Origin of the sequence: Paracoccus sp. M683 (genome assembly GCF_007096355.1) — a bacterium.
GTDB lineage: Bacteria > Pseudomonadota > Alphaproteobacteria > Rhodobacterales > Rhodobacteraceae > Paracoccus.
This window is the reverse complement of sequence record NZ_VKDF01000004.1, coordinates 276,084-298,449: the sequence shown is the minus strand read 5'-3', so window position 1 is coordinate 298,449 and position 22,366 is coordinate 276,084. Positions and strand designations below refer to the sequence as shown.

General features: G+C 64.1%; 22 protein-coding genes. 11 read left to right on the top strand and 11 right to left on the bottom strand.

The window, feature by feature from the left end; genetic code table 11:
* Positions 1-5: 5 nt before the first annotated feature.
* A complete protein-coding gene (locus tag FNJ84_RS08165) occupies positions 6-1,835 on the top strand; it encodes an ABC transporter transmembrane domain-containing protein (protein WP_143792558.1) in 1,830 nt (609 codons plus the stop codon).
* Here the strand turns inward: FNJ84_RS08165 and FNJ84_RS08160 are convergent.
* The gene (locus tag FNJ84_RS08160; protein WP_255471104.1) at positions 1,811-2,356 is read right to left on the bottom strand and encodes a CAP domain-containing protein; all 546 of its coding nucleotides are present in this window, start codon (positions 2,354-2,356) and stop codon (positions 1,811-1,813) included. The two genes, FNJ84_RS08165 and FNJ84_RS08160, sit on opposite strands and share 25 nt — an antisense overlap.
* Before the next feature lie 164 nt (positions 2,357-2,520).
* Here FNJ84_RS08160 and lysM point away from each other — a divergent pair, with 164 nt between their 5' ends.
* The 3 genes from lysM (at position 2,521) to FNJ84_RS08145 (ending at position 5,422) form a co-directional block, all read left to right on the top strand.
* On the top strand, positions 2,521-3,096 hold the full coding sequence (gene lysM / locus FNJ84_RS08155) for a peptidoglycan-binding protein LysM (protein WP_143792557.1): 576 nt from the start codon (positions 2,521-2,523) through the stop codon (positions 3,094-3,096).
* 167 nt (positions 3,097-3,263) lie between these two features.
* A complete protein-coding gene (locus FNJ84_RS08150; RefSeq protein ID WP_255471159.1) occupies positions 3,264-5,129 on the top strand; it encodes an acyl-CoA synthetase in 1,866 nt (621 codons plus the stop codon).
* Positions 5,120-5,422: an HNH endonuclease gene (locus tag FNJ84_RS08145; protein ID WP_143792555.1), complete on the top strand. Its 303-nt coding sequence runs from the start codon at positions 5,120-5,122 to the stop codon at positions 5,420-5,422. The genes FNJ84_RS08150 and FNJ84_RS08145 overlap by 10 nt, the downstream gene beginning before the upstream one ends.
* Before the next feature lie 12 nt (positions 5,423-5,434).
* On the opposite strand, the gene FNJ84_RS08140 is transcribed toward FNJ84_RS08145, so the two are convergent.
* On the bottom strand, positions 5,435-6,070 hold the full coding sequence (locus tag FNJ84_RS08140; RefSeq protein WP_143792554.1) for a DsbA family protein: 636 nt from the start codon (positions 6,068-6,070) through the stop codon (positions 5,435-5,437).
* Positions 6,071-6,262: 192 nt separating this feature from the next.
* Here FNJ84_RS08140 and FNJ84_RS08135 point away from each other — a divergent pair, with 192 nt between their 5' ends.
* Both FNJ84_RS08135 and FNJ84_RS08130 read left to right on the top strand, forming a co-directional pair.
* Positions 6,263-6,469, top strand: coding sequence for a hypothetical protein (locus FNJ84_RS08135; RefSeq protein ID WP_143792553.1), 207 nt, complete (start codon positions 6,263-6,265; stop codon positions 6,467-6,469).
* A gap of 237 nt (positions 6,470-6,706) precedes the next feature.
* Positions 6,707-7,306 carry an outer membrane protein gene (locus tag FNJ84_RS08130; protein ID WP_143792552.1) on the top strand — a complete coding sequence of 200 codons (600 nt, stop codon included), beginning with the start codon at positions 6,707-6,709 and terminating at the stop codon, positions 7,304-7,306.
* Positions 7,307-7,410: 104 nt separating this feature from the next.
* Here FNJ84_RS08130 and FNJ84_RS08125 read toward each other — a convergent pair whose 3' ends face one another.
* The 6 genes from FNJ84_RS08125 to dgcA all read right to left on the bottom strand — a co-directional run bounded on the left by FNJ84_RS08125 (position 7,411) and on the right by dgcA (position 14,360).
* Positions 7,411-8,649 (bottom strand): DUF2254 domain-containing protein, encoded by a 1,239-nt coding sequence (locus FNJ84_RS08125; protein WP_143792551.1) that lies wholly within the window; start codon positions 8,647-8,649, stop codon positions 7,411-7,413.
* 142 nt (positions 8,650-8,791) lie between these two features.
* Positions 8,792-9,778: a hypothetical protein gene (locus FNJ84_RS08120; RefSeq protein ID WP_221931944.1), complete on the bottom strand. Its 987-nt coding sequence runs from the start codon at positions 9,776-9,778 to the stop codon at positions 8,792-8,794.
* Between the two features lie 5 nt (positions 9,779-9,783).
* Complete coding sequence (ettA, locus tag FNJ84_RS08115) at positions 9,784-11,439, bottom strand: energy-dependent translational throttle protein EttA (protein WP_143792549.1); 1,656 nt, start codon at positions 11,437-11,439, stop codon at positions 9,784-9,786.
* 58 nt (positions 11,440-11,497) lie between these two features.
* A complete protein-coding gene (locus FNJ84_RS08110) occupies positions 11,498-12,373 on the bottom strand; it encodes a sulfotransferase (protein WP_143792548.1) in 876 nt (291 codons plus the stop codon).
* Positions 12,374-12,446: 73 nt separating this feature from the next.
* Positions 12,447-13,307: a D-amino-acid transaminase gene (locus tag FNJ84_RS08105; protein ID WP_143792547.1), complete on the bottom strand. Its 861-nt coding sequence runs from the start codon at positions 13,305-13,307 to the stop codon at positions 12,447-12,449.
* Positions 13,308-13,385: 78 nt separating this feature from the next.
* Positions 13,386-14,360, bottom strand: coding sequence for an N-acetyl-D-Glu racemase DgcA (dgcA, locus tag FNJ84_RS08100; RefSeq protein WP_143792546.1), 975 nt, complete (start codon positions 14,358-14,360; stop codon positions 13,386-13,388).
* A gap of 112 nt (positions 14,361-14,472) precedes the next feature.
* Between dgcA and FNJ84_RS08095 the strand changes: the two genes are divergently transcribed.
* Entirely contained in the window at positions 14,473-15,432 is a 960-nt protein-coding gene (locus FNJ84_RS08095; RefSeq protein WP_143792545.1) for an L-malyl-CoA/beta-methylmalyl-CoA lyase, read from the top strand.
* A gap of 86 nt (positions 15,433-15,518) precedes the next feature.
* Here the strand turns inward: FNJ84_RS08095 and FNJ84_RS08090 are convergent, their stop codons facing one another.
* Positions 15,519-16,526 (bottom strand): AraC family transcriptional regulator, encoded by a 1,008-nt coding sequence (locus tag FNJ84_RS08090; RefSeq protein ID WP_143792544.1) that lies wholly within the window; start codon positions 16,524-16,526, stop codon positions 15,519-15,521.
* A gap of 140 nt (positions 16,527-16,666) precedes the next feature.
* Here FNJ84_RS08090 and FNJ84_RS08085 point away from each other — a divergent pair, with 140 nt between their 5' ends.
* The gene (locus FNJ84_RS08085; protein WP_255471103.1) at positions 16,667-17,701 is read left to right on the top strand and encodes an alpha/beta fold hydrolase; all 1,035 of its coding nucleotides are present in this window, start codon (positions 16,667-16,669) and stop codon (positions 17,699-17,701) included.
* 22 nt (positions 17,702-17,723) lie between these two features.
* Here the strand turns inward: FNJ84_RS08085 and FNJ84_RS08080 are convergent, their stop codons facing one another.
* Both FNJ84_RS08080 and FNJ84_RS08075 read right to left on the bottom strand, forming a co-directional pair.
* On the bottom strand, positions 17,724-18,614 hold the full coding sequence (locus tag FNJ84_RS08080; protein ID WP_143792543.1) for a TIGR02186 family protein: 891 nt from the start codon (positions 18,612-18,614) through the stop codon (positions 17,724-17,726).
* Complete coding sequence (locus FNJ84_RS08075; RefSeq protein ID WP_143792542.1) at positions 18,614-19,531, bottom strand: sulfite exporter TauE/SafE family protein; 918 nt, start codon at positions 19,529-19,531, stop codon at positions 18,614-18,616. Before FNJ84_RS08075 ends, FNJ84_RS08080 begins: the two co-directional genes overlap by 1 nt.
* A gap of 134 nt (positions 19,532-19,665) precedes the next feature.
* Here FNJ84_RS08075 and surE point away from each other — a divergent pair, with 134 nt between their 5' ends.
* Genes surE through FNJ84_RS08060 form a run of 3 tightly spaced genes read left to right on the top strand, consistent with a single transcriptional unit; the run spans position 19,666 to position 22,343 of the window.
* The gene (gene surE, locus FNJ84_RS08070; RefSeq protein ID WP_143792541.1) at positions 19,666-20,460 is read left to right on the top strand and encodes a 5'/3'-nucleotidase SurE; all 795 of its coding nucleotides are present in this window, start codon (positions 19,666-19,668) and stop codon (positions 20,458-20,460) included.
* Positions 20,457-21,113 carry a protein-L-isoaspartate(D-aspartate) O-methyltransferase gene (locus FNJ84_RS08065; RefSeq protein WP_143792540.1) on the top strand — a complete coding sequence of 219 codons (657 nt, stop codon included), beginning with the start codon at positions 20,457-20,459 and terminating at the stop codon, positions 21,111-21,113. Before surE ends, FNJ84_RS08065 begins: the two co-directional genes overlap by 4 nt.
* A gap of 45 nt (positions 21,114-21,158) precedes the next feature.
* On the top strand, positions 21,159-22,343 hold the full coding sequence (locus FNJ84_RS08060; protein WP_143792539.1) for a LysM peptidoglycan-binding domain-containing protein: 1,185 nt from the start codon (positions 21,159-21,161) through the stop codon (positions 22,341-22,343).
* The last annotated feature ends 23 nt before the right edge of the window (positions 22,344-22,366 follow it).

The following is a 22,366-nucleotide window of genomic DNA, read 5'->3' as shown; positions in this document are numbered from 1 at the left end:
AGCGGATGGCACGCAGCACGACACTGATCGAGGATCGCCCGACCACCCGCCGCGTAGGGGCGCTGCGGGCGCTGGTGCCCTTTGTCTGGCCTTATCGGGCGCAGGTTGTGCTGGCGCTTGGCGCGCTGGTGCTGACCGCCGGGATCAGCCTGATCCTGCCCCTGGCCGTGCGCCGCGTCGTCGACGGCTTTGGCCTGGGCGCGCAAATGCTGGACGAATATTTCGGTGCGGCCCTGCTGATCGTGGCGCTGCTGGCCGCTGGCACCGGACTGCGCTATTTCCTTGTCACCCGATTGGGCGAGCGCGTGGTGGCCGATATCCGCAAGGCCGTGTTTGGCCGCGTCATCACCCTCAGCCCGCGCTTCTATGAACGGCTGATGACGGGCGAGGTCTTGTCGCGCATCACCACCGATACGACGCTGATCCAATCGGTTGTCGGCTCGTCCGTGTCGATCGCGCTGCGCAATATGCTGATCCTGATCGGGGGGCTGGTGATGCTGGCCTTCACATCGGCCAAGCTGACCGGCCTGGTCCTGCTGATCGTGCCTGCGATCATCATCCCCATCGTGGTGCTGGGTCGTCGGTTGCGGCGCCTGTCGCGCGAAAACCAGGACTGGATCGCGGCCTCGTCAGGTTCGGCATCAGAAAACCTGCTGGCGGCGCAGACAGTGCAATCCTATACACACGAGAAGGCGAGCGCCGCCGATTTCGACCGCGTGACAGAACGCAGCTTCGACACCGCACTGACCCGCGTGCGGACCCGCGCGGTAATGACCACCATCGTCATTTTCCTGATCTTCGCGGGCGTGCTGGGCGTGCTGTGGATCGGCGCCCGCGACGTGCGCCTTGGCATCATGAGCGCGGGCGAGCTGGTGCAATTCGTCATCTACGCCATTCTCGTGGCAAGTTCGACCGGCGCGTTGTCAGAGATCTGGGGCGAATTGCAGCGCGCCGCCGGCGCGACAGAACGGCTGACCGAGTTGCTGACCGCCGAGGACAATATCCACGACCCGGCCCAGCCCCTTCCCCTGCCTCGTCCGGTCAAGGGCCGCATTTCGCTGGATGGGGTGACCTTCCACTATCCTTCGCGGCCCGACACCTCGGCGCTGGAGGATGTCAGCCTGACCATCCAGCCCGGCGAAACCGTGGCGCTGGTCGGCCCGTCAGGGGCCGGCAAGACCACCGTGATCCAGATGATCCAGCGCTTCTGGGATCCTGATCAGGGCCGGGTCACGCTGGACGGGATCGACCTGAAGGACATGGCCCGTACCGATTTTCGCGCGGCAATGGCGCTGGTGCCGCAGGACCCGGTGATCTTTGCCACCACCGCCCGCGAGAATATCCGCTTTGGCCGCCCCGAGGCCAGCAATGCCGAGGTCGAGGCCGCCGCCCGCGCCGCCAATGCCTATGACTTCATCGCCGCCCTGCCGCAGGGCTTTGACAGCCAGCTGGGCGAACGCGGGGTGATGCTGTCGGGCGGCCAGCGCCAGCGCGTCGCCATCGCCCGCGCCATCCTGCGCGATGCCCCGGTCCTGTTGCTGGACGAGGCGACAAGCGCGCTGGACGCCCAATCCGAGGCCGCAGTGCAGGAAGCGATCACCCGGCTGGCACAGGGACGCACCACCATCGTCATCGCGCATCGGTTGGCGACGGTAAAGAATGCCGATCGCACCGTGGTTTTCGATCAGGGCCGCATCGTGGCGCAGGGGCGGCATGACGATCTGGTTCGGCAGGATGGGCTTTACGCCCGGCTGGCGCGGCTGCAATTCACCGGCGACGCGGCAGAAGGTGGCGACGCCTCTCCCCCGGCTCAGCGGGGTTTTGGCGCGGCATAGACGGCCGCCCAGAACATCGTCTTGCCATCCGAACCAAGCGCGCGGCCGATGCCGACCTGTTCCACCTGCGGAATGCGGATATTGTCCAGATGCCCCGAGGACCGGTTCCATTCATTCAGCACCCGGTTCAGCCCGAACGGCCCTGCGGCGATATTTTCCGCTGTCAGCCGGGTGGGATAGCCCAGTGATTTGACCCGCTGCGCCGGGCCTGTGGTCTTGCTGCCGTGATGGGCCATCAGGCCCCGGCCCGCCATGTCGCAGGCATGGCTTGCCGCAGCCTGCGACAGCGTCGGGTCGGGCGTGACAGGCGCCAGCCCCCGCGCGCGCCGGGCCGCATTGGTCGCCTGCGCAGCCGCCGCGTTTTCCGCACCGCTGGTCGCATAGCAGACGGCCTTTCCCGGTGCCGTGGCCTGCACATCGGGATATTTGCTGCTGCTGCCCGCCCGCATAATCTGCCCCTGCCCTGAATCGCATCCGGCCAGTGCCAGGATCGCAAGCGCGATCAATCCATAACTGCGCATCAGCCGCCCTCGGTCCGTTCAATCATGGATTGTGCGTAAGCCAGGCCGGCACCCATGGGAAGCACCCTATTGTCAGGCCTTTTAGCGATCCGCCGTTCCAGCGGAACTTCGCCATCCAACGGCGCGTTTCCACTGCCAGGACGCCATATGTGAAAGGACAATCCATGGCTTTGTGGGATTTCGTGAAGGATGCGGGGAAATCGCTGTTCGGTTCCGAGGCCGAGGCAGCCGAGGCCCAGGCGCAGCCCGGCACTCCGCAGATGGATGACGACACCAAGCGCAAGGTCGCCGCCCTTGAGGCAGAGGTCAAACGCCTTGGCCTGGACAGTGGAGACGTGCACCTGCGCCTGCGCGGCGACACCGTCATCGTCGAGGCAAAAAGCGCCGATCGCGAAACGATGGAAAAGCTGATCCTTGCCGTGGGCAACATCAAGGGCATCGCCAAGGTCGAAGCAGACCTGCCCGAGGCGCCGGCCGCGCAACCGGCGCCGGCACAGCCCTCGGCAGCCGGGGCCGACGCGGCGAAGGCACAACCAGCCGCTGCGGCCAGCCCGGCTGCCGCTGCGGCAAAACCCGTCTTTCACACCGTGGCCAAGGGCGAGACGCTTTCTGCCATCGCCAAGAAATATCTCGGCAATGCAAATGCCTATTCCGCGATCTTCGAGGCAAATCGACCCATGCTTTCGGATCCCGACAAGATCTATCCAGGCCAGGTGCTGCGCATCCCGCCAAAGGGCTGAGGCCGGCTGACCTCGCGTCATTGACGCTGCGTTCCACGGCTGGGGGCGGGGGCAAGCCCCTTGCCCTCTTGGCATTTTCCGGCTCATTCTTCTGACCGTCCGGCCTGGCAGGAGAGGGGCGGGAAAATCGACATTTGGGGGAGGCGTTGATGAGCCGTTTTGGCAGCATGGAAGATCGTAACAAGGTCGAGTCCGAGATGGACTATGACAGCCGGCAGCAACCGAAAACGATCTATCGCTTTCTGCGCGGGACCGCCGAACGCTTTCCGGATCGGCCCGCCATGTCCTTCCAGCTGCTTTCGGGCGAACGCGATCACGCCACCACGCTAAGCTGGCGTGAATTGCTGCAACGGGTCACGGAAACCGCCAATCTGTTCCGCAAGCTTGGCGTCGGGCCGACCGATACCGTGGCCTATCTCTTGCCCAACAGCATCGAGACGCCGATCGTCCTGCTGGCCGGTGCGACGGCGGGGATCGTGAACCCGATCAACCCGCTTCTGGACGCCGAACAGATCGCCGGCATCCTGCGCGAGACCGGGGCCAAGGTTCTGGTGACGCTGAAGCCCTTTCCCAAGACCGATGTGGCGCAGAAGGCGGCCGAAGCGGTGGCCAAGGCCCCCGGCGTCACCCATGTCATCGAGATCGACCTGAACCGTCATCTGACCGGGCTGAAGCGTTTTATCGTGCCGCTGATCCGTCCCAAGGTCACGACCAGGCATCAGGCAAAGGTTTTGGATTTCGAGGCCGCGACCAGCGGGCACAACCATGACCGGCTGGATTTCGACGATCCCGATCAGGATCGCGTCGCCGCCTATTTCCACACCGGCGGCACCACCGGCACGCCAAAGGTCGCCCAGCACAAATATTCAGGCATGATCTATAACGGCTGGCTTGGCGCGACGCTGCTGTTTGATGAAACCGACGTGCTGATCTGCCCGTTGCCGATGTTCCACGTTTTTGCCGCCTATCCGGTGCTGATGTCCTGCATCGCCTCGGGGGCGCATGTGGTGATGCCGACGCCCGCCGGCTATCGCGGCGATGGCGTTTTCGACAATTTCTGGAAGCTGATCGAACGCTGGCAGGTCACCTTCCTGATCACCGTTCCCACCGCCATTGCCGCGCTGATGCAGCGCCCGGTCAATGCCGATGTCAGTTCGCTGAAAACCGCCATCTCTGGCTCGGCCCCGCTGCCGGTCGAGCTGTATAACCGCTTCAAGGCTGCCACGGGGGTCGAGATCGCCGAGGGTTACGGGCTGACCGAATGCACCTGCCTGGTCAGCTGCAACCCGGTCGACGGGCTGAAAAAGGTCGGCTCGGTCGGGCTGCCCCTGCCCTATACCCATGTGCGCATCCTGAACCATGACGATGCCGGGGCGATCCATGAATGCGCCACCGACGAGGTGGGCGAGATCTGCGTCGCCAATCCGGGCGTCTTTCCCGGCTCGACCTATACCGAGGCCGACAAGAACCATAAGCTGTTCGCCGAAGACATCTATCTGCGCACCGGCGATCTGGGCCGGATCGACGCCGATGGCTATCTGTGGATCACCGGCCGCGCCAAGGATCTGATCATCCGCGGCGGCCATAACATCGACCCGGCCGAGATCGAGGACGGGCTGCTGTCCCATCCGCAGGTCGCCTTTGCCGGTGCCATCGGCCAGCCCGACGCCTTTGCCGGCGAGCTGCCCGCGGCCTATGTCGAGCTGACCGACGGCGCCACCGTCACCGTGGAAGAGCTGTTGGAACACGCCAAAAGCCATATCCATGAACGCGCCGCCCTGCCCAAGCATATCGAGATCATGGCCGAGCTGCCCAAGACGGCAGTGGGCAAGATCTTCAAGCCCGACCTGCGCAAGATGGCGATCAAGCGTGTCTATGACGCGGCCCTTGCAGGCACCGGCGCCCATGTGGCCGAGGTGATCGACGACAAGAAGCGGGGCCTGGTCGCGCGGCTGGCCCGCGAAGGTCAGGTGGACGAGGCCGCCGTCAAGGCCAAGCTGGGTGAATTTACCCGCCCCTGGGAATGGGTCTGACCGGACAGGGTGATGCAACCGGCGATCCGGTCTGCCCGCTTTGCGGCAGGCCGATCCCGCCTGGGGTGCCGCAAAGCCGGCACCATCTGGTCCCCAGACTGCGCGGCGGCAAGGGCGGGCAGACCGTGCTGCTGCATCAGGTCTGCCATTCAACCATCCACAAGACCTTGTCCGAAACCGACCTGGCCCGCCATTTCAACACGGTCGAGGCCCTGCGCGCCCATCCCGAACTGGCCCGTTTCTGGGCCTGGGTGGCGAAACGCCCGCCTGAATGGAAAGGCAAGGTGCGCTAGACGCCTGCCGTATTAGCCGACGCCCAGCGTCTTGCGGGCGCGGGCGACCAGGTCCTGCATTTCCGTCAGGCTCATCTTGCCAAAGACACCCTCGTCCCCGGCGATGAAGCTGGGCGTGCCCATCAGCCCCATGTGATCGGCCAGCCGAATCGACCCCTCGATATGTTCACCGACCTCGGGGCGATCCATATCGGCACGCAGCCGCGTCGTATCCAGCCCGATCTGGCGGGCCACGCGCATCACGCTGGCCTCGGCCGCGCGGTCCTTCATCGCCATCAGGGCGGCGTGGAAGGCCCAGTATTTTTCCTGCCGCAGCGATGCCAAAGACGCACGCGCCGCAAATTCGGACCCTTCGCCAAAGACCGGCCATTCGCGATAGACGACCCGCAATTGCGGGTCCGACGAGATCAGCTGCTGCACCGTGCCGACCATGCCCCGGCAAAATTCGCAGTTGTAGTCGAAGAACTCGGTCAGGGTGATGTTGCCATCGGGATTGCCCAGAACCGGCGCGGTCGCGTCGCGTTCCAGCGCGCGGCGCAGATCGTCGGGCATCGGGTTCGGCCGGTCGACGGCCTGGGCCAGCGCGGGCAAGGCAGTGGCCGCGCCAAGGGCGGTGGCGCTGATCAGAAGGTGGCGGCGGGTGGTCATGGCGGTCCTCTTGCTGGTGGTCCGGTGCGACATATTCCTAATCAGGAATGCCCGCAGGCAACAGTCACGATCTGTTGGGGCGATCAGCCGGCCCGCATGGGTTGGGCAGGCGCGCAGAAAAAGCGTGATTTTGCGATTCGGCGATTCGGGCGCATTCTTGGGGCGGATATCCAGCAAAAGAAAGGATCAGCCATGCCTAGCCGCGCCCTGACGATCGCATTGGTCACGGCCTGCCTCGCCGCCCCCGCATTCGCACAGGATGCCGGCAGCGAACTGCCCAAGCCGGTGATTATCCAGCCAACCCCGGCCGAGACCGATGCCAATCTGCAAACCTCTCCCGAAACAGTGAAGCCGGTCAACAGCTCTGGCTGCTCGCGTTCAAAGGCCGTGACCTCGTAAGACCCCTGCCCCGCGCTTCAAGGGCTGGCGCTGGTGAGAAGCCGCGCATCCCCTGTGCCTTCGCGCACAGGTTGTGAATTTTATCGTGAAATCCAATACTTGCAGGGCGTCATCGCGTTCCGTAACAGTTGCGTGGTTGCCTGCCTGACACGCCTGGGCTGACCGGGACGGGTCGCCCCCTTACCCCTTGCCGACCCGAGGCATAGCTAGGCTGAGAAAGCAAAAAGGAGGTTTCAGATGAAACTCGCTCTCGCAGCTATCGCAGCTACCCTGACCGCCGGTTCCGCCTTTGCGGGCGGCTATGTCGCCCCCGTGGTCGAGACGGCGCCCGTTGTCGCCGCCCCCGTGATCGAGCCGCAGACCGGCGACTGGACCGGCTTCTACGCAGGTCTTCAGTATGGCAAAGGCAATGCCGAGTTCACGCAGGGCGGCGCCTCGATCGACAGTGACTATGACGCCTATGGTATCCATGGCGGCTATCTGCACGACTTTGGCAGCTATGTCCTGGGCGGCGAACTGGATTACAACAAGGCTGACATCGACGATGTCGACGACAAGGCCGATCTGGTCCGCCTGCGCGCCCGCGCCGGCTATGACATGGGCCGCTTCCTGCCCTACGTCACCATTGGCGCCGCGCATATCTCGGCTGACAATGTCAGCGGCATCGACGTGTCGGAAACCGGCCTGACCTATGGCATCGGTGGTGAGTTCAAGGTGACCGACCGCGTGTCGCTCGGTGCCGAATACACCCGTTCGGACTTCAGCGATGTCGATGATATCGACGGGCTGGACCTGGACACCGACCTGGTGCAGGTGCGCGCCTCGTTCCACTTCTGATCCCTGCGGATCGGACAAGACGGAAAAGCGGTCCTTCGGGGCCGCTTTTTCGTATCAGGCGCATGACAAGGCCCCGCTGCGGCCCAATCTGCGATGGCAGGCGGTCAGCCGCGCGACAGCGCCAGCGCCTGAGTTTCCCAATCCTCGCCCAGCGCCTGCCGGGCGCGATCAAAGGCCTGCTGGGCCTGTTGCTCTGCGGCCGCGGCATCGCCGATCCGGTTCAGCGCCCCAAGACAATCCTGCAAGGTTTCCTGCACCTCCAGCAGGCCGGCCCCGTCGCGTGCAATCGGTGCAAAGAAACCGGCATAAAGGCTGGCCATATCTATCGGCGGCGCAGAGACCCGGTCATATGTTACAAGAACCTCGGCCTGCGATGGTTCGTGCAGCACCGACAGAACACGGGTGCCGGCGCGCAGAACCTCGATGGCGGTGCCGGGATCGTTGATCGCCGGAGACAGCGCCTTGCTGGCGACCTCGCTGAGGACGATCAGCCCGTATGCCAGATCCTGGTCAAAGCCCCGTGCATAGCCAAGCGAGAACCCGGCGCGCAATTCATCCCGAAGCAGGTCATCGGCCGCGGCGGAAAGGCGCAGCAGGGCCTCGCCCCGGTGAACATATTTACCGGGCATGCGCAGGACGGTGACCTTGATCCCGGCGGCCTTTGCCGCATTCTGCAACCGGCTGAAGTCGATATGAACAACATAGCCGGACTGATCAGACAGAAGCTGCGGCCCGCTGTCATCTTGCCCCGGCGGAAGCAGCACCGCACCAAGCGCCGGCTGGTCGCGATAAAGCCGGGCGGCAGGCAGTGCCGCCTGTTCGATCCGCTCGATGATATCGCTCATCCGGCCAAAATCGTTCAGGTGGTTCACCCAACGCAGCAGCGCCCAAGAGATCAGCGCAATATCCAGCAGGGTCGCCACGAACAGCACGATCCGGGCGTTGTCGGCGTAAAGATCCGCCGCCAGCCCGATGATGCCCACGACGCTGAACAGGAACGAGCCGATAAAGATCGAAACCGCGTTCTGGGCGGTGTTGTCCTCGGCCAGAAGGCGCGTCGCGCGCGGTGTGGCATTCGAGGTGGCGGACCCATAGGCGCCGACGATGATCGACATGGAAAAGGTCGTCACTGTCAGCATCGACGAGGCGATGATGTTCAGAAGCGACCCGACCGAGCCCGCCGCAAGGTTGATCTTCGGGACATAGGGCAGGATCGGGCCAATGACCGGCGCAACCAGCGCCAGCGCCACCCCGGCCAGGCTGTAAAGCACGACCCGCACCCACATCTTGCGCAGTTGTTCGCGCAGGCGCTGCGCCCATCCTCTATCCAGAATATCAGCCATGTTTACCGTGGAAACCTTCTGTCATGCGAGGGCGACAAGGGCGGGCCGCCTTTCAATCCACGGACATGATCGCTGGTTGCGGGCAAAGGGGCAAGCGGCAACCAAGGCCGCCTGGCCGCCTGGCCGCTGGCGCGGCAGATATTTACATGAAATCGGCCAGCCGTTCGCTGCGCTTGAATTGCCCGTCCAGGGTCAGATCGTCCGGCACCACATCGGGCGTGCCAAAGCGGTCTGCCAGCACCGCCGGCCGGGTTGCGAGACCAGCGAAATAATCCAGAACCGATCCGAAATCGACCGCCACCCCGCCGCGACGCCGAAAGATGGTGGCAAGCGGTTTGGTCCAGATGCCGGCGCTGATCAATAACGGCTCGCCGGGCCGCGAGGGACGTATATTCTCGTAAAGCGTCTGCCAGCGTGCCCAGAGAAAATCGTGATTGCCGCCGAACTTCGCCTCGGCCGCCGGATAGGCGGGGCATTCGTAAAAGCGCAATCGCGGCCCCATCATCTCCTGCATGCGCCGCACCACCGGCTTGCGCTCGGCCGAGGTGATCAGCGCGACCGAGGGCGCCTCGCGCAGAAGCGCCGAGAAAAAGCCGATCCGCGCAAGATCCAGGTGAATCCAGGCATTCGTCAAATGGGCATCGGCCCGGATCGGAAAACGCTGCATCGCCAGCCGTGTCTCGGCCAGACGCCGGGCGGCTGGGGCCTTGATCCGTTGCAGTTCATAGCTGCGGATCGGATACAGCCGGGACAGATGGCCCAGAACCTCCTCGTCAGGGCCAGCCAGGACCGCAGCAGGCAGGTCCGGCCCAAGCAGGTCGCTGCGCAGCCCCACAATATCGGCCGCCGCCGCCGAATGCAGGATCGCCCGCCCCAGCCAGTCGATCTGGCGCGGTGTGACCTCGGCGCCCAGAAAGGCTTGCAGATAGTCATAGCCCGGCGTTCCGGGTGCCGGGCGGGCCAGAACCCGCCCGCCCGTATCGCCGAAACGCAACAAGGCCGCGCCGCGCCCGTCACGTAACCGTGCCGACAGCAACCGCGCCACGGCCGACGCATCCAGAAGTGCATCGGCCGACATCGGCAGCCTGCGCCGCCTTTGGAACAGGTTCGTCAGCATCAGATCAGGCACCGATGTCAGCGGGTGAATTTCTTGTATTTCACCCGCTTTGGTTCGATGCTGTCCGGCCCAAGACGGCGGACCTTGTCCTCTTCATAGGCCTCGAAATTGCCTTCGAACCATTCGACATGGGCATCGCCTTCAAACGCCAGGATATGCGTGCAAAGACGATCCAGGAAAAAGCGGTCGTGGCTGATGATCACCGCGCAACCGGCGAAATCTTCCAGCGCGGCTTCCAGCGCTTGCAGGGTTTCCACGTCCAGATCGTTGGTCGGTTCGTCCAGCAGCAGCACGTTGCCGCCCGATTTCAGCAGCTTGGCCATATGGACGCGGTTGCGTTCACCGCCCGACAGTTGGCCGACCTTCTTCTGCTGGTCGCCGCCCTTGAAGTTGAAAGCGCTGGCATAGGCGCGGCTGTTCATCGTCGCGTCGCCCAGCACGATCTGCTCGGCCCCGCCGCTGATTTCCTCCCACACGGTCTTGTTTGCATCCAGCGCGTCGCGCGACTGGTCGACATAGGACAGTTGGACGGTATCGCCATAGGTGATTTCACCCGCGTCCGGCTTTTCCTGACCCGTGAGCATTCGGAACAGCGTGGATTTACCGGCCCCGTTCGGGCCGATCACGCCGACGATGCCGCCCGGCGGAAGGGCAAATTCCAGACCCTCGATCAGCAGCTTGTCGCCCATGGCCTTCTTCAGGCCCGCAACCTCGATCACCTTGCCGCCAAGGCGTTCGCCATTTGGAACGATGATCTGCGCGCGCGACAGCTTCTCGCGCTCGGACTGGCCGGCCAGATCGTTATAGGCGTTGATCCGTGCCTTCTGCTTGGCCTGACGGGCCTTGGCCCCGGCGCGGATCCATTCCAATTCGCGTTCCAGCGTCTTTTGCTTGGCCTTGTCCTCGCGGGCTTCCTGTTCCATCCGCTTGGCCTTTTGTTCCAGCCAGGCCGAGTAATTGCCCTCGTAGGGGATGCCGCGGCCGCGATCCAGTTCCAGGATCCAGCTGGTGATGTCGTCCAGGAAATAGCGGTCATGGGTCACGATCAGGATCGTGCCGGCATATTCGATCAGGTGCTTTTGCAGCCAGGCGATCGTTTCCGCATCCAGGTGGTTGGTCGGTTCGTCCAGCAGCAGCATGTCGGGCGCTTCCAAGAGCAGCTTGCACAAAGCCACCCGGCGGCGTTCACCGCCCGACAGGGTTTCGACATCGGCATCGTCTGGCGGGCAGCGCAGAGCCTCCATCGCCACGTCGATCTGGCTGTCCAGATCCCACAGGTTCTCGGCGTCGATCTCGTCCTGAAGGGCGGCCATTTCCTCGGCTGTTTCGTCCGAATAGTTCATCGCCAATTCGTTATAGCGGTCCAGCTTGGCCTTTTTCGCCGCCACGCCCAGCATGACATTGCCGCGCACGTCAAGGCTGGGGTCAAGCTGGGGCTCCTGCGGCAGATAGCCCACGGTGGCGCCCTTGGCGGCCCAGGCCTCGCCCGAGAAATCCTTGTCCAGGCCCGCCATCACCTTCAGCAGCGTCGATTTACCGGCGCCGTTGACACCGACAACGCCGATCTTGACCCCCGGCAGGAAGTTCAGGCGGATGTTCTCGAACACCTTCTTGCCGCCGGGATAGGTCTTGGACACGCCGTCCATGTGGTAGACGAACTGATAGGCCGCCATCTGAAATCTCCTGCATAGGTTGCGGGGTATTTAGGGGATCGGGGGGGATTAGGAAAGATCAGCGAAGCTGTGCGTTGAATTCCGCCGGAAAAGCCCGTTCGAGATAATCGAATTGCGGTGCCAGCTTCTCGCGCAGCACCTCTCGCACCTCGCCCGGCGCCGACAGGTCATCGCGGGCGGCAAAGACCTTGCGGCCCGAACTGCGATAGCGGAACGGCGGCAGCCCCAGAAAATTCTCGACCTCGGCCAGCAATTTATCTGGGTCAGAGCCGATGCGACCGAAGGGCAGGACCAGCAGCCTGTCGGGGCCGAAACGCGCCTGCCAGCGTGGCAGATATTCGGCATAATTGCCCCGGTTATACAGCGCCGGATCATCCAGCAGATCAAGCCAGGGCTTTGCGCCTTTCGGCACCTGCTTGCGGCGGGCCATATGCATTTTCATCTGCGAGATGACCCGGTCGACCGGGTGGCGCAGAATATAGATGAACTGCGCGCGAGGCAGGAAATCACGCACAAAATCAACGCCCTCGTCGGGGATCGTCGAATATTCCGGGCTGATGTCCATGGGGCGCGAACCGGGCGGTGCAGGGGAAAAGACCTGCTTGTACCAGTCCTCGGTGAACATCGGTCCCCGTGTCACCCGGTCAAGATACTCGACCAGTCCCTGCGGCACGGCCTCGCCCCGCGCGGCCCATCTCTTTCCAAGATTCTGGCGCGCGCGGCCGAAATGCCAGGGCAGCCATTGGCGATGTTCCTCGACAAAGCGATGGCTGAAGAACTGCACCTCTTTGAACGGCGGCATCCAGATCTTTGGATGCTGCGCCAGCATCTGCGACAGCCATGTGGTGCCGGCCTTCTGCGCGCCGATGCCGATGATCGTCGGCTTGCGCGGCTTGCCCGGCGCATCCCAATCGGTATCGCGTTCATCCGTCATGCGCAGATACCCGACAGGGGCTGGTGCTGCGCCATGAAAAGATGCGCGGCGTGGCTGGATGGCGGCAACACGTTCAGATTGCCGCCTTGCGGCTTTCTTCCAGATAGATTTCGCGCAGTCGCCGCGCAACGCCGCCGACCTTGCCATCGCCGATGGGCTGACCGTCGATGGCCACGACCGGCATCACGAAGGACGAGGCCGAGGTTACAAACGCCTCATCCGCTGCCTGCGCCTCGGCCACGGTAAAGCTGCGCTCCTCGACCTGCATCTGCGCTTCGCGCGCGAAACGCAGCACGGCCGCGCGGGTGATGCCATGCAGGATGTCGTTGGACAGTTCGCGGGTCACGATCACGCCGCCCTTGACGATATAGGCATTGTTGCTGGTGCCCTCGGTCACGCGGCCATCCTCGACCAGCCAGGCATCGTCAGCGCCCTTGGCCTTGGCCTCCATCTTGGCCAGGCTGGGAAACAGCAGTTGTACGGTCTTGATGTCGCGGCGGGCCCAACGCAGATCCTCGGTGGTGATGACTTTCCACCCGGTCTGCGCCGCCGGGCTGTCGGCAAGACCGGGTTTGGACTGCGTGAACATCACGACGGTCGGCTGCGTATCCTCTGGCGGAAAGGCAAAGTCGCGATCGCCCGGATTACCGCGCGTCACCTGCAAATAGACCATGCCATCGGTCACGCCATTCTCGGCCACCAGCCGGCGATGAGCGGCAAGGTATTCGTCATCGGACAGCGGATTTTTCATCTGCAAGCCGTCAAGCGAACGTTTCAGCCGGGCCAGATGACCGGCAAAGTCGATGAGCTTGCCATCCAGAACGCTGGTCACCTCATAGACGCCGTCCGCCATGACGAAACCGCGGTCAAAGACCGAAACCTTGGCCTGATCTTCGGGCAGATATTCAGCGTTCACATAGACGGTGCGGGTCATGGCGTTCTCCGTTGCTTTGACGGGTTGTTCTCGCTTGGCGCGGAAAGGTCAAGCACCTCGACCCGGCTGGCCGCAGAACTAACCCCAGAACTCGGCGCGCGAGGGATGCGCCCAACTGCCATCATAGTGCAGCCCGCCCGGCCGATCCTCGGCCAGCAGCAGCGGCCCGTCCAGATCGACATATTTCGCGCCCTGCGCCACCAGGATCGCCGGCGCCATGGCCAGGGACGAGGCGACCATACTGCCGACCATCACGACCATGCCCGCGGCATGCGCGGCCTCGCGCAGCACCAGCGCGTCCGTCAGACCGCCAGTCTTGTCCAGCTTGATGTTGATCGCATCATAGCGCCCCTTCAGCCGTGGCAGCACCGCGACGTCGTGACAGCTTTCATCGGCGCAGATCGGGATAGGGTGCTCGATCTCGGCAAGCACGCTGTCCTGAATCACCGGCAACGGCTGTTCGATCATCACGACACCTTCGCTGACCAGCCGTGGCGCAAGCCGCAGATAATCGTCGACGGTCCAGCTTTCCCCGACATCCAGAATGACGCGGGCATGGGGCGCCTCTTTGCGGACGACCTTGATCATTTCCAGATCGCTGATCGAGCCGATGCGGAATTTCATGATCCGGTGGTTCTTGAACCGGCGCACATCCAGCATCAGTTGCGCCGGATCGCTGATCGACAGGGTGATCACAGTCTCGACCGGCTTGGGCTGGTGCAGACCGGCCAACTGCCACACCCGCATGCCGTTCGTCTTTGCCTCAAGGTCCCACAATGCGCAGTCGACGGCATTGCGCGCCGGGCCGGGCCGCAACAGCGCAGGCAGGCTTTTGCGATCAAACTCGGCAGGAAGCTGGCTGATCTGATTGGCGACGCTGTCCAGCGATTCGCCATAGCGCGGGTTTGGGACGCATTCGCCCCGGCCGGTACGGCCGTTCCGGGTCAGTGTCACCTCGATCGCATTGACATGCGTGCGCGCCAGCTTGCCAAGCGTGAACATCTTGCCAAAGGCAAAGCTGCGCCGGTGGATATTGATGATCAGCGGGCTCATTCCGGGCACTCGTGAAATTGCGCTGTCGGCATTCATTGATCAATACCGGCTTGATGCAATCGCAGCAATCCAATAACAACCACGCAATCAATCGCATTTGCAGGATCGGTACATGAGCTTCCGCACCCAGCCACTGCCCCCGGCCCGCCTGAACCGCTGCCAGCTATTCGGCCCCGGTTCGCGCGTTGCCCTGTTCGAGAAGATGGCAAAGTCGGATGCGGATGTCATCAATATCGACCTGGAGGATTCCGTCGCGCCCGACGACAAGGAAAACGCCCGCCGCCAGACCATTCAGGCGATTGGCGATGTGGATTGGGGCGACAAGACGCTGTCGGTGCGCATCAACGGCCTGGACACCCCCTATTGGGTCCGTGACGTCGTCGACCTGATGGAACAGTCGTCGGAACGGCTGGATCAGATCATGATCCCCAAGGCCGGCAATGCCAGCGACATCTATGCCGTGGATGCGGTCGTCACCGCCATCGAGAAGGCCAAGGGCCGGACGAAAAAGATCGCATTCGAGGCAATCATCGAATCCGCCGCCGGCATCTGCCATGTCGAGGAGATCGCTGCCGCCTCGCCACGCATGGCCGCGATCAGCCTGGGCGCGGCCGATTTCGCCGCCTCGATGGGTATGGCCACCACGGGCATCGGCGGCACGCAGGAAAACTACTACATGATCCGCGAGGGCCAGAAATACTGGCCCGACCCCTGGCATTGGGCCCAGGCCAAGATCGTCGCCGCCTGCCGCACCCATGGGGTGCTGCCCGTCGACGGGCCGTTTGGCGATTTTTCCGACCCCGAGGGCTATCGCGCGCAGGCGCTGCGCTCGGCCACGCTTGGCATGGTCGGCAAATGGGCCATCCATCCCAGCCAGGTTGCGCTGGCCAATGAGGTTTTCTCGCCCAGTGACGCCGCCGTCACCGAGGCGCGCGAGATTCTGGCTGCCATGGAAGCCGCCAAGGCTTCGGGCGCGGGTGCCACGGTCTACAAGGGGCGGCTGGTCGACATCGCCTCGATCAAGCAGGCCGAGGTGATCGTGCGTCAGGCCGAGCTGATCACCGGCAAATAAGCATACCTCGGGGCGCGTCGCGGGAGGGGTGAGGCGCCCATCGAGGGAGGAGTGGCAGGCCCCGTGGGAAACCGCGGGGCCTGTCTTCAATTTGGGGTCTTCTGTTCCTGCTGCCATTGGCTTGGGGTCTTGCCTGTGATCCGCAAAAATTCCCGGTTGAAATTCGACTTGGTGTTGAAGCCGCTGCCGAGCATGGCCGAGATGACAGGCTCGCCGGCCTTCAGCATGTCGCAGGCATGGCGGATACGGAACCCATTGACGAGGCGTGAAACATTCTCGCCCGTCTGCCGGTTCACCGCAGCCGAAAGCTGTTTGGCTGGCACACCAATCCGCCGCGACAGCCGCGACAGGCTGAGATCGGGATCAAGATAAAGCGGCTCTTGCGCCAGAAGCGCATCAAGCCGCACGATGATGGCGGCATCATGCGGCTGGACCTGTTCGCCGGGTGGTTGCGGCTCGGCGCCCTTAGCATCGCCGTCGGTTTCAAGTGCCGGGGCAAGGCTTAACATCCCTATCCCCAGCAAGCTGGCCCAGGTTCCGATATTCAGAACCCAAAACAGGATCCACTTCTGCCCCATCACCGCCGCAACGGCAATTAAGGCATCGCTTAGCCCAGAGGCGAACAGCATCAACGCGATGAAACGCCAGATCAACACCGGTGCCCTCCCGGCCTGAAGCCGGGTCAGTGGCAGATCCGCTCCGGCCTCACTGACGCCCACCCAAAGCCGCAAACCGTAACCGATGAAAAGCGCGATGACCGCTACATCCAGCGCCTCGGGCGCGAATACGGCGCAGAAAACGACGAATGCCGGCCCCAGAAGGTGCAGCATATCGCTGCGCAGGCTGACCGCCCGAATGGCCCCATGCTGAAATGCCAGCCAGGCCAATGGCGGAACGATCGCCGCCGTGACCGGCTGCACCTGCCGGAAGACTTCGATTTCATAGTGCTGGGACAGCGCCACGATCAGGCTTTGCCCCGCCAGCGCCGCGATCAGCGCATTCAGCCAAACCGACCCTGTTCCGGCCAGAAGCTGACGGATCAGCAGGAAGGCCAGGGTCAACGCCACATAAATCGGGACAGGCAAACTCAACATCACATGCGATCACCACATGAACGGCCGGCTGACAAGTGCTGAAACCGGTTTTAGGACCAGACCCGGCATGTTTCAGGACGCCAGGGTGATGCGGTCGGGCGCATGCAAAGGCCATTGCAACCCTTTGAAAGATCAAGACCATGACACTGACCCTGCGTGCAGCCGCCCTAGCGGCACTGATGATCGCCCCGCTGCCCGGCGCGGCCCAAACCGCCGATCTGCCGGGTTATGACCGGCTGGATGTTCAGGCGGCACATCGTGCAAGACCCATCGCTGCCTCGATCTGGTATCCGGCAGCCGGGCCGACGTTTGTTGCGCCTGTCGGCGACAACGCCCTGTTCGAAGGACGCCCCGCCTATATGGGCGCCGCGATGGCAGAGGGGAAGTTTCCCCTGATCCTGTTGTCGCATGGCTCGGGCGGGAATATGGACGGGGCGGCGTGGCTGTCAGCAGAACTGGCGCAGCGCGGTGCCGTGGTGCTGGCGGTGAACCATCAGGGCAGCACCTCGGGCGACAGCTCGCCCCGGCGCACGCTGTATCTGGGCACGCGCGCGGCCGATCTGTCGGCGGCGCTGGATCAGGTGATGAACAACCCGGAATTTTCCGCGCATATCGACCCCGACAGGATCACTTCGGTCGGCTTCTCGCTTGGCGGAACGACGGTTCTGGGGCTTGCGGGAATGCGTTTCGATCCGAAGGGTATGGGCAATGCCTGCAAAGAAAGCGAAGACCCAGTCAGGGGCTGCAACTTCTACCAGAATGCCAAGGTGAACATGGCAGATCTGCCCGAGGATTTCGGCGCCGATGCCCGCGACACCCGGATCGGCGCCACCATCGCCATTGACCCCGGCTTCACGCAGGCCGCGCGCGAAGACAGCCTGTCCCTGATCAGCGATCCGGTGCTGCTTATCAATCTCGGCGCCGCCGATACTTTGTGGAACATGGTCGATGTCGGCCCAAATGGCACGGATCTGGCCGCACGCCTTCCCAATGCCACGCGGAACGTCATTGCACCAGCCGATCACTATGGCTTTCTGATGAACTGCAAACCGGGCGCGGCCGAAATTCTGGCCGAAGAGAATGATGACCCGATCTGCGACGATCCACAGGGCGCCGACCGCAAGCAAATTCACCAGCAGATCATCGACCAGATCGCTGATTTCGTGAACCTCTGACTGCTGCGAAAGGGCTGCCGCGCTACCCCCGGCGCAGCAGCCTGAACGCCGTCGAGGCGCCCCAGCCCGCCACGACCGCCACGGCCAGCGACATCAGCCCGTAGATCAGCGGCCAATCGAAGGCCAAGCGGTACAGCCAGCGTTCCAACCCGACCTTGCGAACCTCGATCGGGGCCCGATAAACATCCACGACCCGGCCGTCGCGCAGCAGAAAGATGCGGGTCCGATAGTCACCCTCGATCAGGTTCGCCGGCAGGGTGACATTGGCGCGAAACAGGGTCTGTTCGGTCAGGGTCACGCTGCCCTCGTCCAGGCGATAGGTGCCGCTGCCCTCGCGCAGACGGATCAGGGCCTGGGTGAAGGGCACGGTATCGGCCACCTCGACCGGGCCCGCGAAACTGCGCATCGCCAGCGGGATCGAGATCCGATGGCGACTGTCCCATTCCGGCAGCAGGATCCTGTCCAGCGGCCCGGTGCTGGCGACGGCGTAAAAGCTGGGCGCGGCGCCGATCTCGACCCGTTCGGTATTGACCCAGATGCCTACTCGGCGCTGCTTGTGCCAGATGGTCAGAGGCTGGGCCGGTCCCTCGACCGTGACGATCACCTGCAAGGGATCCCCCTCGGGAATGGGTGTCTCGCGCTTGACCGCGCCATAGATCAGGATGTCCGAGCCGTCGAAACTGGTGGTGATCGAAACCGCGTCGTGAGACAGGCCGGCCACGACCTTTTCCGGGGCCTCGGCCTGGTTTTCAGGGACGACCACGGGCGGCTGACCCGGATCGGGATAGACCTGCGCACCGTCACCCGGCCGGTCAACCTGCTGCTGCTGCTGGGCCACAAGTGGCAGCCCCGCGACCAGCAGCAACGCCAGCGCCACCGCCGGCACGTGGCGCAGCCGCCGCCGCCCCGGCATTACCGCACCCCCGTGGTGATCGAATAGGCATCCTCTGGTGTCAGGAAAAGATCCAGCGCCAGCTTGCCGCAGACCGCCAGCACAAGCAGCGCCAGCAGGATGCGCAGCTGTTCGGCCCGCAGCCGCGCGCCAAGCGTGGTGCCGATCTGCGCCCCGATCACGCCGCCAAGGATCAGCAGCACGGCCAGCATGATGTCGACGGTGTTATAGCTGACCGCATGCATCAGCGTGGTGAACGCGGTGACAAAGGTGATCTGGAACAGCGAGGTGCCGATGACGACCTTGGTGGGCATCCCCAGCAGATAGATCATCGCCGGCACCATGATGAAGCCGCCGCCCACACCCATGATCGCCGCCAGCACCCCCACCGCCAACCCCACCAGCAGAGGCGGGATGACGCTGATATACAGACCCGAGCTGCGGAACTTCATCTTCAGCGGCCAGCGATGCACCCACATATGTTCGTGCAGCCGCCGCCGCGGCGCCGAGGGCTGGCGCGACCGGCTAAGCGCGCGCAGGCTTTCCTGCAACATCATCAGGCCGATCAGCCCCAGAAAAACGACATAGCAAAGCTGCACCGCCAGATCGACCTGCCCCAGACGTTGCAGCATGTTGAATACCAGAACGCCCAGCCATGACCCGACCAGACCGCCGGCCAAAAGGACGCCTCCCATTCGGAAATCGACCGTGCGCCGTTTCACATGGGCCAACACCCCGCTGACCGAGGACGCCACCACCTGATTGGCCCCGGTCGCCACCGCAATGGGGGGCGGAATGCCGATGAAGAACAGAAGCGGCGTAATCAGAAAGCCGCCGCCCACGCCGAAAAGCCCGCTCATCAGGCCGACCACGCCGCCCAGCCCGATCAGCGTGACGGGGTTTACGACGACCTCGGCAATGGGAAGATAGATCTGCATGGGCTGTCCGTGACTTGCCTGCGCATCCTGCCTGTCCCTGGTGACATCGTCAAACCGCAATCAGCCAGCAGGCGCGGGTTGAAGCGCCGGCGATGGCTCGTTAATCAGGCATTGAAGGGTTCAGCGGGACAGGCATGCGCATTCTCATCACGAATGACGACGGTATCAACGCGCCGGGACTGGACGTCCTGGCCGAAATCGCGGCCGAAATTGCCGGCCCCAAGGGCGAGGTCTGGACAGTTGCGCCAGCCTTCGAACAATCTGGCGTGGCCCATTGCATCAGCTATGCCCACCCGACCATGCTGGCCCAGCTCGGCCCGCGCCGTTTCGCGGCCGAGGGCAGCCCCGCCGATTGCGTGCTGGCCGCGTTGTTCGACGTGATGGCCGACACGCCGCCCGATCTGGTGCTGTCGGGCGTCAATCGCGGCAACAACTCGGGCGAGAACGCAATGTATTCGGGCACCATCGGCGGCGCGATGGAGGCCGCGCTGCAAGGCCTGCCCGCCATTGCGCTGTCGCAATATCTGGGCGCGGCGACCGCGCGGCTGGATGACCCGTTCGAATGCGCCCGCCGGCATGGCGTGCAAACCGTGCGGCGCTTGCTGGAACTGGGCGACTGGACCTCGGACGACGATTTCCGGCTGTTCTACAACGTCAACTTTCCGCCCGTTGGCGCGGCGGCCGTGCGCGGGCTGCGCGTGGCGCCGCAGGGCCGGCGCGGTGGTGAACGCTTTGGCATGCGGCCCTATGTGGCGCCGAACGGGCGGCGCTATCTGTGGATCTCGGGCGGGGCGCAGGACGCAGAGGCAACCCCCGGCAGCGATGTCGCCGCAAATCTGGACCATTATATCTCGGTGACGCCGATGCGCCCCGACCTGACCTGCCATGCCTCGCTTGCCGGGCTGGCCAAAGCCCTGGATGAGGGATGAGCGACGAGGACGACGAAACCCCTGCCGAACGGCAGATGCGCTTTCAGTTGCAACTGCGCTCGCGCGGGGTGACCGATACGCGCGTGCTGGGCGTGATGGAGCGGATCGACCGTGGCCTGTTCGTGCGCGGGCAATTCGCCGATCGCTCCTATGAGGACACGCCGCTGCCCATCCCCTGCGGCCAGACAATCAGCCAGCCCTCGGTCGTGGGGCTGATGACGCAGGCGCTGAACCCCGGCCCCCGCGATACCGTGCTGGAGGTGGGAACCGGCTCCGGCTATCAGGCGGCGGTGCTGTCGGGACTGTGCCGGCGGGTCTATACGGTCGATCGCCACAAGCGTCTGGTCACCGAGGCCGAGGCGCTGTTTCAGAAACTGGGCCTGCACAACATCACCGCGCAGGTCGCCGACGGGTCGCGCGGGCTGCCCGATCAGGCGCCGTTCGACCGCATTCTGGTCACGGCGGCGGCCGAGGACCCGCCCGGCCCTCTCTTGGCGCAGCTGAAGATCGGCGGTATCATGGTGGTGCCTGTCGGACAATCGGACGCGGTGCAGACGCTGATCCGGGTCACCCGGTCGGAAAGTGGTTTCACCTATGACGAATTGCGGCAGGTGCGATTCGTGCCATTGGTCGAGGGGTTGGGCCAGACATGACCCCCGCACCGACGGCATATTGAAGGCAGGAAAGCAGGTAAGGTAATGAGCAGCAGGATCAGGCTTTATACATGCGCCGTGATCGCGGTGGCAGGCTTGGCGTCATGCGGAGCGAACGGGACATTCGATCCCGATCTTCGCGGTCTGATGCGCGGTTCGCTGGACACGGCGCAGGCGGCCTCGGTCGCGCAGCCCCGGCCGCAGCCGGATTCGCGCGGATTGATCAGCTATCCCGATTATCAGGTCGCCATCGCGCAGCAGGGTGATACCGTCAGTGCCATGGCCGCGCGGCTTGGGCTGAATGCGGCAGAACTGGCACGGCACAATGCCATCGACGCCAATGCGACGCTGAATAGCGGCGCGGTGATCGCCCTCCCCCGTCGGGTCGCGCCGGGCGTGCCCGCCGCCGGTGGGATCGTCAGCAATACCGGGCAGGTTTCGGACCCCTTCGCCGGCCAGGCGCCGCGACAGGTTGGCACCCGCCCCGGCGCGGCGGGCGGCGCAACGGCCACGACCACCACCCCAGCCCCAGCCCCAGCCCCGGCAAGCGGCGCACAACCCCGGCAGCATCAGGTCGCCAATGGCGAAACCGCCTGGTCCATCGCCCGGAAATACGATGTCTCGGTCGCCGATCTGGCGAAATGGAACGGCTTGCCGCAGGACATGACGATCCGCGTGGGCCAGCGGTTGTTGATCCCGGTCGCGGGTCAGGCCCCCGCAAGCCGGCAGCAGGCCGCAGTAACCGCGCCAGGATCGGGCAGCCCGACGCCGCGCCCGCCCTCATCGGCCACGCCGCTGCCTGATGAAAAGACCGTGCCGGCGGCAAAGCCGGTCGAGAAGCCTGACACGCCCGATCTGGGCGCCACGCGCACTGCTGCATCCGGCAATGGGCGTTTCCAGATGCCGGTGGCCGGGTCGATCGTGCGCACCTATCAAAAGGGTCGCAACGAAGGCATCGACATCTCGGCACCGCAGGGCACCTCGGTCAAGGCTGCGGCCAGCGGTACCGTCGCCGCGATCACCCGCGACACCGAGGGCGTGCCCATCGTCGTGATCCGCCATGACGGCGACCTGATGTCGGTCTATGCCGGGATGGACAACCTTCAGGTATCCAAGGGCAGCAGCGTCAGCCGGGGGCAATCCCTGGGCACCTCTGCAACGTCAGGCATCCTGCATTTCGAGATCCGCCGCGGCTTTGAAAGCGTGGATCCCGAAGAATATCTGAACTGATCCCGTTCGGCTGATCGGGCCCG

Bases quoted from the DNA above. Each gene is read 5' to 3' on its own strand.
- FNJ84_RS08165 (WP_143792558.1), top strand. From the start codon at position 6: ATGGCACGCAGCACGACACTGATCGAGGATCGCCCGACCACCCGCCGC.
- FNJ84_RS08160 (WP_255471104.1), bottom strand. From the start codon at position 2,356: ATGCGCAGTTATGGATTGATCGCGCTTGCGATCCTGGCACTGGCCGGA.
- lysM (WP_143792557.1), top strand. From the start codon at position 2,521: ATGGCTTTGTGGGATTTCGTGAAGGATGCGGGGAAATCGCTGTTCGGT.
- FNJ84_RS08150 (WP_255471159.1), top strand. From the start codon at position 3,264: ATGGAAGATCGTAACAAGGTCGAGTCCGAGATGGACTATGACAGCCGG.
- FNJ84_RS08145 (WP_143792555.1), top strand. From the start codon at position 5,120: ATGGGTCTGACCGGACAGGGTGATGCAACCGGCGATCCGGTCTGCCCG.
- FNJ84_RS08140 (WP_143792554.1), bottom strand. From the start codon at position 6,070: ATGACCACCCGCCGCCACCTTCTGATCAGCGCCACCGCCCTTGGCGCG.
- FNJ84_RS08135 (WP_143792553.1), top strand. From the start codon at position 6,263: ATGCCTAGCCGCGCCCTGACGATCGCATTGGTCACGGCCTGCCTCGCC.
- FNJ84_RS08130 (WP_143792552.1), top strand. From the start codon at position 6,707: ATGAAACTCGCTCTCGCAGCTATCGCAGCTACCCTGACCGCCGGTTCC.
- FNJ84_RS08125 (WP_143792551.1), bottom strand. From the start codon at position 8,649: ATGGCTGATATTCTGGATAGAGGATGGGCGCAGCGCCTGCGCGAACAA.
- ettA (WP_143792549.1), bottom strand. From the start codon at position 11,439: ATGGCGGCCTATCAGTTCGTCTACCACATGGACGGCGTGTCCAAGACC.
- FNJ84_RS08110 (WP_143792548.1), bottom strand. From the start codon at position 12,373: ATGACGGATGAACGCGATACCGATTGGGATGCGCCGGGCAAGCCGCGC.
- FNJ84_RS08105 (WP_143792547.1), bottom strand. From the start codon at position 13,307: ATGACCCGCACCGTCTATGTGAACGCTGAATATCTGCCCGAAGATCAG.
- dgcA (WP_143792546.1), bottom strand. From the start codon at position 14,360: ATGAGCCCGCTGATCATCAATATCCACCGGCGCAGCTTTGCCTTTGGC.
- FNJ84_RS08095 (WP_143792545.1), top strand. From the start codon at position 14,473: ATGAGCTTCCGCACCCAGCCACTGCCCCCGGCCCGCCTGAACCGCTGC.
- FNJ84_RS08090 (WP_143792544.1), bottom strand. From the start codon at position 16,526: ATGTTGAGTTTGCCTGTCCCGATTTATGTGGCGTTGACCCTGGCCTTC.
- FNJ84_RS08085 (WP_255471103.1), top strand. From the start codon at position 16,667: ATGACACTGACCCTGCGTGCAGCCGCCCTAGCGGCACTGATGATCGCC.
- FNJ84_RS08080 (WP_143792543.1), bottom strand. From the start codon at position 18,614: ATGCCGGGGCGGCGGCGGCTGCGCCACGTGCCGGCGGTGGCGCTGGCG.
- FNJ84_RS08075 (WP_143792542.1), bottom strand. From the start codon at position 19,531: ATGCAGATCTATCTTCCCATTGCCGAGGTCGTCGTAAACCCCGTCACG.
- surE (WP_143792541.1), top strand. From the start codon at position 19,666: ATGCGCATTCTCATCACGAATGACGACGGTATCAACGCGCCGGGACTG.
- FNJ84_RS08065 (WP_143792540.1), top strand. From the start codon at position 20,457: ATGAGCGACGAGGACGACGAAACCCCTGCCGAACGGCAGATGCGCTTT.
- FNJ84_RS08060 (WP_143792539.1), top strand. From the start codon at position 21,159: ATGAGCAGCAGGATCAGGCTTTATACATGCGCCGTGATCGCGGTGGCA.